Source organism: Marichromatium bheemlicum, assembly GCF_012276755.1.
Classification (GTDB): domain Bacteria; phylum Pseudomonadota; class Gammaproteobacteria; order Chromatiales; family Chromatiaceae; genus Marichromatium; species Marichromatium bheemlicum.
This window is the reverse complement of sequence record NZ_JAAXKX010000025.1, coordinates 38280-52383: the sequence shown is the minus strand read 5'-3', so window position 1 is coordinate 52383 and position 14104 is coordinate 38280. Positions and strand designations below refer to the sequence as shown.

The 14104-nt window shown below is 66.2% G+C and carries 14 protein-coding genes; 7 read left to right on the top strand and 7 right to left on the bottom strand.

Annotated elements, in window-relative coordinates:
* Positions 1-51 precede the first annotated feature (51 nt).
* From tyrS to HF203_RS14140, 7 genes are all read right to left on the bottom strand, one after another.
* Entirely contained in the window at positions 52-1254 is a 1203-nt protein-coding gene (tyrS, locus tag HF203_RS14170; RefSeq protein WP_168670753.1) for a tyrosine--tRNA ligase, read from the bottom strand.
* A gap of 452 nt (positions 1255-1706) precedes the next feature.
* Positions 1707-2057 (bottom strand): iron-sulfur cluster insertion protein ErpA, encoded by a 351-nt coding sequence (erpA, locus tag HF203_RS14165; RefSeq protein ID WP_168670752.1) that lies wholly within the window; start codon positions 2055-2057, stop codon positions 1707-1709.
* A gap of 93 nt (positions 2058-2150) precedes the next feature.
* Complete coding sequence (locus HF203_RS14160) at positions 2151-2849, bottom strand: DUF6776 family protein (protein WP_168670751.1); 699 nt, start codon at positions 2847-2849, stop codon at positions 2151-2153.
* A 7-nt stretch (positions 2850-2856) separates the two neighbouring features.
* The gene (gene argC / locus HF203_RS14155) at positions 2857-3888 is read right to left on the bottom strand and encodes an N-acetyl-gamma-glutamyl-phosphate reductase (protein ID WP_168670750.1); all 1032 of its coding nucleotides are present in this window, start codon (positions 3886-3888) and stop codon (positions 2857-2859) included.
* Positions 3889-4208: 320 nt separating this feature from the next.
* Positions 4209-4571 carry a HesB/IscA family protein gene (locus tag HF203_RS14150; RefSeq protein WP_168670749.1) on the bottom strand — a complete coding sequence of 121 codons (363 nt, stop codon included), beginning with the start codon at positions 4569-4571 and terminating at the stop codon, positions 4209-4211.
* Positions 4572-4668: 97 nt separating this feature from the next.
* Positions 4669-5172 (bottom strand): DUF5063 domain-containing protein, encoded by a 504-nt coding sequence (locus tag HF203_RS14145; protein WP_168670748.1) that lies wholly within the window; start codon positions 5170-5172, stop codon positions 4669-4671.
* Between the two features lie 71 nt (positions 5173-5243).
* The gene (locus HF203_RS14140) at positions 5244-5408 is read right to left on the bottom strand and encodes a rubredoxin (RefSeq protein WP_005221727.1); all 165 of its coding nucleotides are present in this window, start codon (positions 5406-5408) and stop codon (positions 5244-5246) included.
* Positions 5409-5711: 303 nt separating this feature from the next.
* Here HF203_RS14140 and thiD point away from each other — a divergent pair, with 303 nt between their 5' ends.
* The 7 genes from thiD to prpC all read left to right on the top strand — a co-directional run bounded on the left by thiD (position 5712) and on the right by prpC (position 14080).
* On the top strand, positions 5712-6509 hold the full coding sequence (gene thiD / locus HF203_RS14135) for a bifunctional hydroxymethylpyrimidine kinase/phosphomethylpyrimidine kinase (RefSeq protein ID WP_168670747.1): 798 nt from the start codon (positions 5712-5714) through the stop codon (positions 6507-6509).
* Positions 6506-7144: a thiamine phosphate synthase gene (gene thiE / locus HF203_RS14130; protein ID WP_168670746.1), complete on the top strand. Its 639-nt coding sequence runs from the start codon at positions 6506-6508 to the stop codon at positions 7142-7144. The genes thiD and thiE overlap by 4 nt, the downstream gene beginning before the upstream one ends.
* On the top strand, positions 7144-8427 hold the full coding sequence (gene hemL, locus HF203_RS14125; protein ID WP_168670745.1) for a glutamate-1-semialdehyde 2,1-aminomutase: 1284 nt from the start codon (positions 7144-7146) through the stop codon (positions 8425-8427). Before thiE ends, hemL begins: the two co-directional genes overlap by 1 nt.
* Positions 8428-9043: 616 nt before the next feature.
* Positions 9044-10963 (top strand): propionyl-CoA synthetase, encoded by a 1920-nt coding sequence (locus tag HF203_RS14120; protein WP_425483212.1) that lies wholly within the window; start codon positions 9044-9046, stop codon positions 10961-10963.
* 202 nt (positions 10964-11165) lie between these two features.
* Positions 11166-11855 (top strand): GntR family transcriptional regulator, encoded by a 690-nt coding sequence (locus HF203_RS14115; RefSeq protein WP_168670743.1) that lies wholly within the window; start codon positions 11166-11168, stop codon positions 11853-11855.
* Between the two features lie 83 nt (positions 11856-11938).
* Entirely contained in the window at positions 11939-12826 is an 888-nt protein-coding gene (gene prpB / locus HF203_RS14110) for a methylisocitrate lyase (RefSeq protein WP_168670742.1), read from the top strand.
* A gap of 99 nt (positions 12827-12925) precedes the next feature.
* On the top strand, positions 12926-14080 hold the full coding sequence (gene prpC / locus HF203_RS14105) for a bifunctional 2-methylcitrate synthase/citrate synthase (RefSeq protein ID WP_168670741.1): 1155 nt from the start codon (positions 12926-12928) through the stop codon (positions 14078-14080).
* Positions 14081-14104: the final 24 nt, after the last annotated feature.

Below are 14104 nucleotides of genomic sequence, written 5' to 3'. Positions count from 1 at the left end.
GAAAAGCCCCGTTCCTACCCGTCTCGAGTAGGAACGGGGCTTCCGCGCATCTTATGAAACGCGCACGCGCGCGAAGCGGCGCTTGCCGACCTGGTAGACGTGCTCGGAGCCAGAGGCACAGACCAGGTGGGTATCCTCGATACGCTCACCATCAATCCGGACCGCTCCCTGACCGATCATGCGAATCGCCTCAGAGGTGCTCTTCACCAGACCGGCCTCCTTGAGCAGGTTGGCGATCGGCAGCCCACCATCAGCCTGTGGCGCCACCGCCAGCGACTCGATCTCCTCGGGCATCGCCCCCTGCTGGAAGCGCGCGATGAACTCCTCCTTCGCGTGGCGCGCAGCCTCCTGACCATGGAAGCGCCCCACCAGCTCGAGCGCCAGCTCGAACTTGATGTCACGCGGATTGGCCCCCTCCTCGACGGCCTGTTGCCAAGCCTCGATCTCGCGCATCTCACGTCGGCTGAGCAACACGAAGTAACGCCACATCAGGGTGTCGGACACCGACATGATCTTGCCAAACATCTCGCTGGGCGCCTCGGTGATACCGATATAGTTGCCGAGCGACTTCGACATCTTCTGCACCCCGTCGAGCCCCTCGAGGATCGGCACGGTGATCGCCACCTGCGGCTCCTGACCAAAGCTCTCTTGCAGCTGACGCCCCACCAAGAGGTTGAACTTCTGATCGGTACCGCCAAGCTCGACATCGGCCTTGAGCTGACAGGAGTCGTAGCCTTGGATCAACGGATAGAGGAACTCATGGATGGCGATCGGCTGGCCGCTCTTGTAGCGCTTGTCGAAGTCGTCGCGCTCGAGCATGCGCGCCACCGTGTGGCGGGCAGCGATTTGGATCAGCCCGGCGGCCCCGAGTTCGTCCATCCACTGCGAGTTGAAGATGACCTGGGTACGGTCGGGGTCGAGGATCTTGAAGACCTGCTCACGATAGGTCGCAGCGTTCTCCATGATCTGCTCGCGGGTGAGCGGTGGGCGGGTAGCGCTCTTACCGCTGGGGTCGCCGATCATGCCGGTGAAATCGCCGATCAAGAACAACACCTCGTGGCCGAGGTCCTGGAACTGGCGCAGCTTGTTGATCAGCACCGTATGACCGAGGTGCAGATCGGGCGCGGTCGGATCGAACCCGGCCTTGATGCGTAGCGACCCTCCACGCGCGAGCTTCTTGCGCAACAGATCCTCGACGAGGATCTCATCGGTACCGCGCTTGATGAGCGCGAGGGCGTGGTCGAGTGCTTCCATCGTTATCGTGTCTTCTCAGCTATGGCGCGCCCTTGGACGCAAAGGGAAGAGCCTACGACGCCACCCAAGGGGACTCAAGCGCAATCGCCCGCGTTCATCGACGCCACCAACCGTCCTTGTGAGAGGACGGGCTTTGAGACTACACTAGTATTCGAAAATAAAGCCCTATCCCATTGTAAAACATAAAGATTATGCGCGACTACAAATTCAGGCAGAGCGATATCTCGCTACGGCCCCGCCGCAGACGCGGACCACGCGTACTCCCAACCCTACTGCTGCTAGCAGTACTCGGCGGGAGCGGTTACGGTGTCTACTGGTGGTTTGAGCACATGCCCCAGGGCGGCCCTCAAGCGGTCGACACCGATGCGCGTGTCATCCCGCTGGAGCTCCCACCGCTGCAAGCGGACCTGAACGACGACCCCGCCCCCTCCACTGGGACGCGCTGAACCGGCTCAGGCCGAGAACGAGGACCCGCAGCCACAGGTAGTGGTGGCGTTGGGGTTGCGGATCACGAACTGGGCGCCGTGCAGGCCCTCGGTGTAGTCGATCTCGGCCCCCATCAGATATTGCATGCTCATCGGATCGACGAGCAGCTTGACCCCATCGGTTACGACCTCGGTATCACCCTCCTCGGTATGCTCCTCGAAGGTGAAGCCGTACTGAAACCCCGAGCAACCGCCGCCCTGGATATAGACGCGCAGCATCAGCCCCGGATTGCCCTCATCGGCGATCAGCTCCGCCACCTTCGAGGCAGCCGATGGGGTGAAGATCAGTGGAGCATCGGTAGCGGCATCGGCGCTCATGACACGGGAATCCTCATAACGATGGTGATGCCCGTCGAGATGCGTCCCACCGACCCTGGCTTCAACCATGACGGTCACCGGGACGCTTGACGCCTAATCGGCCAGCCGCAACGGCCAAGGGAAGGAGGCACTGGTCGCGGCCAGGTGTTCGCCGGACGGCTCGACCCGGATAACGACCAACTGCGGGACAAACCCCTCGGGCAACTCGAGCCAGCCCGAGCAGTGCTGATAGTGCTCGAAGTCCATGGCGATCGCCGCCGGCTCGGCGTCAAGTTCGTCGAGCGACCAGCGCACCGGCTCGGCGCCCGCACCGACCATCACCCCCTCGACCACCAGACTCACCCGCCCCTGGACCCGACCGACCCCATCGACGAGCTGGGTGAGGAGGAAGTCATAGCCGTATCGACCGGGCTGTGACAGCGCCGACAGGCGCAGGTCGTGGGCGCGCACTGCCCCCTTGTCGCCGGCCAGGACCAGACGCTTGAGGTAGGACAGCTCGCGTGCCTGCTCGAGTCGGACCGCCTGCGCCACCTCCAACCGCTGCTGCAGCCCCTGCACCGTCTCGCGCTCGATAATGCGTTCACGCGCGAGGATCAGGGCCTGCTGGCGGGCGGCATCGAGTTCGCGCTGCAGCGTCTCGCGCTCGACCGTGCGTGCGGCCAATTGCGGCTCGAGCAGGGTCCGCGCCGGAATACGCCCGAACTCGTAGCCGACCCCGAAGGTAAACGCCATGAGGCCGACCCCGGCGAGCAGCGCGAACAATCGATCAGGACGCCCGCCACCGCTCGCCATCGGCCGCTCAGGGTAGCAGCGCCAAGGCGCCGAGCCCGAGTGCCTCATCGAGCCCGAGCATCAGGTTCATGTTCTGCACCGCCTGACCGGCAGCACCCTTGACCAGATTGTCGATCACCGACTGGACCACGACGACACCGCTCGCGCCCTGACGGGTGACGGCGATACGACACAGGTTGGAGCCGCGTACGGTACGGGTCTCGGGGTGCGAGCCGGCCGGCATCAGGTCGACGAAGGGCTCGCTGGCATAACGGCGCGCATAGATCGCCTCCAGGTCCCGGCCCGGCTCGAGTTCGCGAGCGTAGAGCGTGGCCTCGATGCCGCGCACCATCGGCACCAAGTGAGGCACGAAGGTGAGATTAACCGGCGCGGCGGCGACGCCGTTCAGGTTCTGGGTGATCTCCGGGCCGTGGCGGTGGCCACCGGCGGCATAGGCCTTGAAGCTCTCGCCGACCTCGGCCATCAGCTGACCGACCTTGGCCTTGCGCCCGGCCCCGCTGACCCCCGATTTACCATCGGCAATCAACCACGACGGGTCGACCACGCCGGCCTCGAGCAAGGGCAACAACCCGAGGGTCACCGCCGTCGGATAACAGCCGGGGTTGGCCACCAGACGTGCCTCGCGGATCTGATCACGGTTGACCTCGGGCAGGCCATAGACGGCCTCGGCCACCAGCTCGGGGCAGGCGTGCGACATCCCATACCAGCGCTCCCACTCGGCGATATCCTTGATACGGAAATCGGCAGCGAGGTCGATCACCCGGGTACCGCGCGCCAGCAGCTCGGGGACCAGCTTCATCGCCGTCCCGTTGGGGGTGGCGAAGAACACCAGATCGCAATCGGCGAGGATCTCGGGATCGGGCGCGGTAAAGCACAGGTCGACATGACCACGCAGATGCGGAAACAGCTCGGCGACCGGCACCCCGGCCTCACCTCGTGAGGTGATGACCGCGATCTCTACCTCGGGGTGAGGCGCCAGGATGCGTAGCAACTCGGCCCCGGTATACCCGGTGCCACCAACGATACCAACCTTAAACATGCTCAAGCCTCCATGCACGGACCTGCGGCGGGCCGCACACGACGAGAATCCACTGTATAGATAGAATGCAAGACGACGCGCGGCTACGGGCGACACAGCCCTCGTCAGGCACCGACGCGCGCGACAGATGGGGGCCGGGCCCCGGCTGCCGGATCAACCCGACGCGGGAAGGACACGATGGGTACGAGATCACGCCAGCCATGGGGTGCGGCGGACGGACACGGGATGCGTGCGCATCCCGCATGGGATCGATGTACGGACCGCCGCCTAGGCGATCGCGGCCGCCGGACGGAACCGGCGCGCCCGAATCCGGGGAAGGATCAGCTGCAACCGCCACCGGAACCGCAGCTGGAACAACCACCACCCGGGAGCTGGGGGAGGTTGTTGAAGACGAAGGTAGCCGAACCCTCGCCATCGTCGGAGAAGTCGATCTCGACGCCACGCAGATATTCGAGGGTACCGTCGTCGACCACGACCTTGAAGCCGTCGCACTCGAGCACGCCGTCGTTGTCGTTGACGGCATCGGTAAAGGTCATGCCGAAGCTGACGCCGCTACAGCCGCCGGGCGAGGCGAACACACGCACCCCCTGCACGGTCGCGTCGACCTGTGAAAACAACTCCTGCATCTTCGCCTGGGCCGGCGCCGTCAGGGTCAGCTCCGCGTCGGTGAGCGCTGCGGACATGTGGGGCGAACCTCTTCTTCAGAAAACGGAAAAAATGGCTTTCGAGCATAGCAAAAGCCACCGGGGTCATCCAGCAAGTGCAAGGTAGACACGCCGATCAGAGACGTCCGTCGGCGATCAGCATCGAGAGATGGCGTTCGGCGTCGAGCAGATGGCGAGCCCAGTGCAGCTCGTAGCCGGCACACCAAGCCGCCAACGCCCACTCCGGATCCGCGTCGTAGGCGCACAACCCACCCTTGAGTTCGCAATAAATATCGGTGAGGTCATCGGCGAGGCTGCCGGACATCGCCTCGCGCCCCTCGCTGGCGAGATCGAACTCGAGCCAATAACCATCACGATCGGCAAGCAGGCGATGCAGGTGGGAGAAGAGCTCGAAGCGGGCGTCGAGATCGACCGGGGGGACATGTCCGGCATTCAACCCGCTGGCGCTCAATGAGGCCATCAGCGCCTGCAGCCGAGGCAGTAGCTCGGCGACCTCGGGCAACCAATGCAGCGCCCCCCGGGTCGAGGACTCGATCAGGGCACAGTAGCGCCGCGCCAGGGTGACGAGTTCACCGCAGGGCGCTTCGGCGGGGGGTGATGGGCGGGTAAGGACTTCCATGTCAGGGAGTGTAGCCGAGAACACGGCCCAGTGACCGCCACTCGACCCAACCCCTTCGATCGGACGGGGTCTCAGACCTCGACCATCTCGAAATCCTCCTTCCCCGCCCCGCACTCCGGACAGCGCCAATCGGCCGGCACATCGGCCCAACGGGTACCAGGGGCAATGCCGTCCTCGGGCCAGCCCTCGGCCTCGTCGTAGATCAACCCGCAGACGATACAGAGATAGGTCTTCATCGGTTACAGCCTCGCGTTTCCCCGCGTCGAGCGGCCCGGTGTCGACACCCAGCCGGCGCGCGCGGTTAAATACCGAATGAACAGAATCGGGGGAGACCCTGCGGCTTTCAACGCCGATGACCGCCACGACGGGCGCACACCAGTATGCCGGGCAGCGTTGGCCAGCAGCCGTGTCGACGACGTCAACGGTCCGTCGCCGCCGGCTGCCCGCGCCTGTCACCGGCGTCAACCGATGGCCGCCGCGCTGTTGTCGGCCACCACGCCCCGCGCCAGCGCGCGGGGCCTCTCGCGGAGATATCTCGAATGATCAATGACAGCGCTGAGCGAGCGGTGGTGCTCTGCATCGGCGGACACGACCCGAGCGGTGGCGCCGGCATCATGGCCGATGCCGAGACGATCGCCGCACACGGCGGTTTCGCGGTGAGCGCGATCAGCGCGCTGACCGATCAGGACACCTGCGGCGTGCGCGCCATCCATGCCCAGCCGGGCGAGCAGCTCGAGGCCCAGTGCCGCACCCTGATCGCTGATAGCGCACCACGCGCGATCAAGATCGGGCTGCTCGGCAGCTCGCGCGCGGTGCGCGTGATCTCCACCCTCGCCGACGAGCACCCCGAGCTGCCACTGGTGCTCGACCCGGTGCTCGCCTCGGGGACCGGTCAGCGCGTCGCCGATGCCGCGGTGCTCAATCAGCTGCGTCACAACCTGATCGCACGCAGCACCCTGGTGACCCCCAACCTGCCCGAGGCCCGCACCCTCACCGATCACCAGTCACCCGACCAGTGCGCCGAGCGGCTGCTCGCCACCGGCGCGCGCTGGGTGCTGATCACCGGCACCCACGACAGCACCGAGCAGGTCACCAACCGTCTCTACGGACGCAGTGGCGCACGACATGAGTGGCACTGGCCACGGCTAGCGGGCGAGTACCACGGCTCCGGCTGCACCCTGGCGAGCGCCATCGCGGTGCGCCTGGCCAGGGGCGAGTCGATGGTCGAGGCGGTAGCCGGGGCCCAGGAGTACACCTGGAACACCCTCGACCAGGCCTTCCGCACCGGACGCTGCCAACTCACCCCCAACCGCTTCTACGCCCTGCGACACCCATGAGCCAGGCATTGCGCGGGCTTTATGCCATCACCCCCACCACTACCGCCCCCCGCGCACTCACCGCGTGCGTGGCCGAGGCCATCGCCGGCGGCGCTCGGCTGATCCAGTATCGTGACAAAGGGGCGCACGCGCACGCGCACGCGCGCGAACAACAGGCTCGCGCACTGCTTGCCTGCTGCCGCGCCGGCGGCGCGCGGTTGATCATCAACGATGATATCGCGCTCGCCGCACGCATCGCCGCCGACGGCGTCCACCTCGGGCGCGAGGACGGCGACCCGCGCGCCGCCCGCGCCCTGCTCGGGGCGCAAGCGATCATCGGCGTGTCCTGCTACGACGACCTCGAGCGCGCCCACCAGGCCGCGGCGGCCGGGGCGAGCTATGTCGCCTTCGGCAGCTTCTTCGCCTCGCCGACCAAGCCCGCGGCGGTGCGCGCCACCCCGGCGCTGCTCACCGCCGCGCGGCGCGAAATCCCGCTGCCGCGAGTTGCGATCGGGGGGATCACACCACAAAATGGCGGTTTGCTGATCGCGGCGGGGGCGGACATGCTCGCCGTCGTCAGCGGAGTCTTCACGGCGCCGGACATCGGTGCCGCGGCCCGCGCCTACACTTCACTGTTCCCCAAGGAGTCTTCCTGATGAGCCGATCCCATGCACTCTTCGAAGCCGCGCAGCGCCACATCCCCGGCGGTGTCAACTCGCCGGTGCGCGCCTTCCGAGGCGTCGGCGGCGACCCGGTGTTCTTCGAGCGCGCCGAGGGTGCCTATGCCTACGACGCCGACGGCAAGCGCTATGTCGACTATGTCGGCTCCTGGGGGCCGATGATCCTCGGCCACGCCCACCCCGCGGTGCTGGCCACGGTCGAGGAGCGGATGCGCAAGGGTCTGTCCTTCGGCGCCCCGACCGAGCTCGAGACCCAGATGGCCGACACCGTCTGCAAGCTGGTGCCGAGCATGGAGATGGTGCGTATGGTCAGCTCCGGCACCGAGGCGACCATGAGCGCACTGCGCCTGGCGCGTGGCTACACCGGTCGTGACAAGGTGGTGAAGTTCGAGGGCTGCTACCACGGCCACGTCGACTCGCTGCTGGTCAAGGCCGGCTCCGGCGCCCTGACCTTCGGTGAGCCCAACTCCCCCGGCGTCCCCGCCGCACTCGCCGAGCTGACCATCACCCTGCCCTACAACGACATCGACGCGGTGCGCGAGACCTTTGCCAAGATCGGCTCGGAGATCGCCTGCATCATCGTCGAGCCGGTGGCCGGCAACATGAACTGCATCCCGCCGGTCCCGGGCTTCCTCGAAGGACTGCGCGAGGTCTGCACCGAGCACGGCGCGGTGCTCATCTTCGACGAGGTCATGACCGGCTTCCGCGTCTCGCTCGGTGGCGCTCAGGGACACTTCGGCATCACCCCCGACCTCACCACCCTCGGCAAGGTCATCGGCGGCGGCATGCCGGTCGGTGCCTTCGGTGGCAAGCGCGAGATCATGGAGTACGTCTCCCCGGTCGGTCCGGTCTATCAGGCCGGCACCCTCTCGGGTAATCCGATCGCCATGGCCGCCGGACTCAAGACCCTCGAGCTGATCAGCGAGCCGGGGTTCTACGACCGTCTCACCACCGCCGCCAGCACGCTGCTCGCCGGGCTGCGTGAACGCGCCGCCGCCGCCGGGGTGCCCTTCACCACTAACCAGGCAGGGGCCATGTTCGGCCTGTTCTTCAGCGCCGAGCCGGTCACCGGGTTCGCCCAGGCGACGGCCTGCAACCAAGAGCACTTCAAGGCCTTCTTCAACGGCATGCTCGAGCGCGGTATCTACCTCGCACCCTCGTCCTTCGAGGCGGGCTTCATCTCGATCGAGCACGGCGAGGCCGAGATCCAGGCAACCCTCGACGCCGCCGCCGAGGTATTCGCCGAGATCGCCGGCTGATCCGGAGCGATCGCCCCACCCCGGACGGGTCCTGCCCGCCCGGGGCACCCACCCCCTCCCCCACCAGCCATTACCACACGCCCCGCGCACCTTGCGTACACAAAGAGAAAAATGCCGAGTCGTGCGCGCCACACCAAGGACACGTTACGCAAACACCCCCGCAGACCCTCCCGCGCATGCGTTCAACACGATCCGCCGACACCGCCTCGAAAACCCCTCGCCACCGGCGAATGAAGTCCCGCCCCGTGACCACACCACGCGCACACACCGCAATCCACTCAAGGTGACAGCCTTAGTCATCCTGCGAGCACGCGAGAAAATTGCGAAAACTCGGCAATTGAAGCACACCAAAAAGACGCGATAAAGCAAATAAAAACAACAATTTGCAATCACCCTCAAGGACGATTGCGCGCTATACCCGGGAATGAACCAGAGATCAAGCCCGCCCCGCCTATACCAAGTATTCGCTCATCAAATCCAGTCTCCGACTGCCTCGTCGAAATCTACACTGGCGCTTGTGGTCATTGACGGAATGATTGCAAATTCGTTTACACGGCACTAATGTCGCCACGCATCGAGTTCCAGACGGCCTTCCATCGATGCAGTGGAGGCCCAGATCTCAAACACAGAGGATAGAGCGATGGACTATCAGAGCGTCTACAAGCAATCGATGAAAGACCCCGAGACCTTCTGGGGCGAGGCGGCACGCCTCATCGACTGGGACAAGCCGTGGGACAAGGTCCTCGACGACAGCAACAAGCCGTTCTACCGCTGGTTCAGTGGCGCGATGATGAACACCTGCTACAACGCAGTGGATCGTCACGTCATCGCCGGACGCGGCGACCAGGCCGCGATCATCCACGACAGCCCGGTGACCAACACCAAGCGGGTGATCACCTATGCCGAGCTGCAGGATCAGGTCGCCCGCCTGGCCGGCGCCCTGCAGGCGCAGGGGGTGACCAAGGGTGATCGGGTGATCATCTACATGCCGATGGTGGCCGAGGCGTTGATCGCCATGCTCGGCTGCGCGCGCATCGGCGCCATCCACTCGGTAGTCTTCGGCGGCTTCTCCTCGCACGAGCTGGCCACTCGCATCGATGACGCCAAACCGAAGCTGATCATCGCCGCCTCCTGCGGCATTGAGCCCAACCGCGTCGTCCACTACAAGCCGCTGCTCGACGAGGCGATCGAACTCTCCGACCACAAGCCCGAGCACTGTCTCGTACTGCAGCGTCCTGAGGAGCCCGGCACCCTGATCGAGGGCCGCGACCTCGGCTGGGCCGAGGCGCTCGCCGCCGCCACGCCGGCCGACTGCGTCTCGGTGGCCGCCACCGACCCGCTCTACATCCTCTACACCTCCGGCACCACCGGCCAGCCCAAGGGCGTGGTGCGCGACAACGGCGGTCACGCCGTGGCGCTGGCCTGGAGCATGGGCAACATCTATGACGTCGAGCCCGGCGACGTGTTCTGGGCCGCCTCCGACGTCGGCTGGGTGGTGGGTCACTCCTACATCGTCTACGCCCCGCTGCTGCGCGGTTGCACCACCGTGGTCTACGAGGGTAAGCCGGTCGGCACCCCGGACGCCGGCGCCTTCTGGCGCGTGGTCGAGGAACACAAAGTCAAGGTGCTGTTCACCGCGCCGACCGCCTTCCGCGCCATCAAGGGCGCCGACTCCAAGGCCGAGCACCTCGGGCGCTACGACATCAGCTCGTTGCGCGCGCTGTTTCTCGCCGGCGAGCGTTGCGATCCCGACACCCTGCACTGGGCCGAGGACATCCTCAAGCTGCCGGTGGTCGACCATTGGTGGCAAACCGAGACCGGCTGGGCGATCGCGGCCAACTGCATCGGTATCGAACGCCTCCCGGTCAAGGCCGGCTCGCCGACCTGCGCCGTCCCCGGCTACGACCTCCAGGTGCTCGACGACGAGGGCGAACCGGTCAAACCCGGTAACATCGGTCGCATCATGATCCGCCTGCCGATGCCGCCCGGCTGTCTGTCGACCCTGTGGGGCAACGACACCCGCTTCGTGCAGTCCTACCTCTCGGCCGAGCCCGGTTACTACCTCACCGGCGACGCCGGCTACCTCGACGAGGACGGTTACGTCTTCGTGATGAGCCGCATCGACGACATCATCAACGTCGCCGGCCACCGACTCTCGACCGGCGCGATGGAAGGCGTGCTCGCCTCGCACCCGGACGTTGCCGAGTGTGCGGTGATCGGTGCCGCCGACGAACTCAAGGGCGAGCTGCCGCTCGGTCTGGTGGTGCTCAAATCCGGGGTCGAGCGCGATCACGACACGATCAAGAAGGAACTGGTCAAGCTGGTGCGCGAGCAGATCGGGCCGGTCGCGGCCTTCAAGACCGTGGCCGTGGTCGAGCGCCTGCCCAAGACCCGCTCGGGCAAGATCCTGCGCGGCACCATGAAGGCGATCGCCGACGGCACCGCCTACAAGGACCCGGCGACCATCGACGACCCCTCCGCGCTCGACGAGATCGCCAACTCGCTCAGCGCCATCGGCTACGCCCGCCGCGGCTGAGCCCTACCCCGGCCGTCGTTGCTGACGGCCGGCAGCAGGCAGCACCGCCCGCCACCTGGCGGGCGGTCTTCTCCACCGCCTCCCCGGCGGTTCCCCCCCAGTATCAACGGCCTCAATCTGCAGCATTGTCGACAATCAGGATTGACAAAGCCGAAAAACACGATATCTTCGCTGTCATTCTTTGAAAGTGTCGACAATCCTGATGACCAAGGCGACCACGGCCCCCATCGAGCCAAGCGCAACCATCGCCGATCGCATCTTCGATCAGCTGCGCCAGGCAATCGTCGAGGGCAGCATCCCCGCGGGCAGCAAGATCAGCGAGCCGGTGCTCGCTGCCCGTTACGGGATCAGTCGCGGCCCGCTGCGCGAGGCGCTACGTCGACTCGAGTCGATCAAGCTGGTCGAGCGCCGCGCCAATGTCGGCGCCCGGGTGATCCAACTCAACAGCGACCAGCTGCTCGAGATCTACGACGTGCGCGAGGCGCTCGAAGGTATGGCCGCGCGGATCGCCGCCGAGCGCATGCCGGATGAGGCCATCGACGAGATCAAGCGGCTGCTGGCACAGCATCGTGGCGAGATCGCCCGCGACGACTGGCAGACCTACTTCCAGGAGGAGGGCGATCTGGACTTCCACTTCCGCATCGTCCAGGGCGGTGGCAACCAGCGGTTGTTCGACATTCTCTGCAACGATCTCTACCACCTGGCGCGGATGTACCGCTGCCAGTTCGGGATGAGGAGCGAACGGGCGCGCGACGCGCTCAAGGAGCATGAACTCATCGTCGACGCCATTGCGGCGCGCGACGGCGAGCTGGCGGAGTGGCTGATGCGTCGCCACATCCGCGCCTCGCGTGAGGCCATCGCCCGACGCCTCGTCCCACAGACCGGACGGTGAAACCCGGGCCAGCCCCGAGCATCGTCAACCACCACAGTCACGGACGCCGCGCGCGTCCGGACCGTTCAAGGAGACCCAACATCATGAGCGACACCATGACAGCCGGCGCACGACTGCGACTCGCGGTCCAGGAAGAGAACCCCCTGCAGATCGTCGGCGCGATCAACGCCTATCACGCGATGATGGCCGAGCGCACCGGCTACCGTGCCATCTACCTCTCCGGTGGCGGTGTCGCCGCGGGCTCCTACGGCCTGCCCGACCTGGGCATGACCAGCCTCGACAACGTCCTCGAGGACGTGCGTCGCATCACCGACGCCACCGAGGTTCCGCTGCTGGTCGACGCCGACACCGGTTGGGGCGGCGCCTTCAACATCGCCCGTACCGTTCGCCTGCTCAACCAGGCCGGTGCCGCCGGCTGCCACATCGAGGACCAGGTCGCGGCCAAGCGCTGCGGTCACCGTCCGGGCAAGGCGATCGTCTCGCAGGCCGAGATGGTCGATCGCATCAAGGCCGCGGTCGACGCACGTCGTGACGACTTCGTGATCATGGCGCGCACCGACGCGCTCGCCGTCGAGGGCATGGACGCGGCCATCGAGCGCGCCGTGGCCTGTGTCGAGGCCGGCGCCGACATGATCTTCCCCGAGGCGATGACCGACCTCGAGCAGTACCGCCAGTTTACCGCCGCGGTCAACGTCCCGGTGCTGGCCAACATCACCGAGTTCGGCGCCACCCCGCTGTTCAAGACCACCGAGCTGGCCGAGGTCGGCGTCTCCATGGTGCTCTACCCGCTGTCGGCCTTCCGCGCCATGAACAAGGCCGCGCTCAACGTCTACCAGGCGATCCGCAACGAGGGCTCCCAGGCCAGCGTCATCGACACCATGCAGACCCGCATGGAACTCTACGATTACCTGGGCTACCACGCCTTCGAGCAGAAGCTCGACGCGCTGTTCGAGCAGAACAAACCCGAGTAACCCGCTGACGCCGGAGACGGCGGCCTTGATCGGCCGCCGTCTCCCGCCCCGCCGTGCACTGCACCGTGCCCGGGGCCAACCCGATCCGAGGAGAGAATCATGGCCGAGACCTCGCAGAGCCAGCTGCCTAAGCCGAAGAAGTCCGTCGCCCTGTCCGGCACCGCCGCAGGCAACACCGCCATCTGCACCGTCGGTCGTACCGGCAACGACCTGCACTACCGTGGCTACGACATCCTCGACTTCGCCGACCAGGCCGAGTTCGAGGAGATCGCCTACCTGCTCATCCACGGGCGCCTGCCCAACCACGCCGAGCTGGCCACCTACAAGCGCAAGCTCAAGGGCCTGCGCGGCCTGCCTGCGGCGCTCAAGACCGCGCTCGAGCAGCTGCCGCCCTCGGCCCACCCGATGGACGTGATGCGCACCGGTTGCTCGGTGCTCGGCACCCTCGAGCCCGAGAAGGAAGACATGTCGGTGGCCGGCGCGCGCGACATCGGTGACCGCCTGATCGCCAGCTTCGGCTCGATGCTGATGTACTGGTATCACTTCTCGCACAACGGTCGGCGCATCGAGGTCGAGACCGACGACGACTCGATCGGCGGCCACCTGCTCCACCTGCTCCACGGCCAGACCCCGTCGGACGAGTGGGTGCACGCGATGCACACCTCGCTGATCCTCTACGCCGAGCACGAGTTCAACGCCTCGACCTTCACCTCGCGCGTGGTCGCCGGCACCAACTCCGACATCTACTCGGCGATCACCGGCGCCATCGGCGCGCTGCGCGGCCCCAAGCACGGCGGCGCCAACGAGGTCGCCTGTGACATCCAAAACCGCTATGCCACCGCCGACGAGGCCGAGGCCGACATCACCGAGCGGGTCGGGCGCAAGGAGATCATCATCGGCTTCGGCCACCCGGTCTACACCATCGCCGATCCGCGCAACAAGGTAATCAAGGCCGTGGCCAAGCGCCTCTCCGAGGGCAATGGCGACATGCGCATGTTCCAGGTCGCCGAGCGTCTCGAGACGGTGATGTGGGACCTCAAGAAGATGTTCCCCAACCTCGACTGGTTCTCGGCCGTGTCCTACGCGCAGATGGGCGTGCCCACCGCGATGTTCACCCCCTTCTTCGTGATCTCGCGCACCACCGGCTGGGTGGCTCACGTCATCGAGCAGCGCCAGGACGGCAAGATCATCCGCCCGAGCGCCAACTACGTCGGCCCCGAGGACCTCAACTGGCTGCCGATCAAGCAGCGCTGAGCCAGCTACCAGCTACCAGCTACC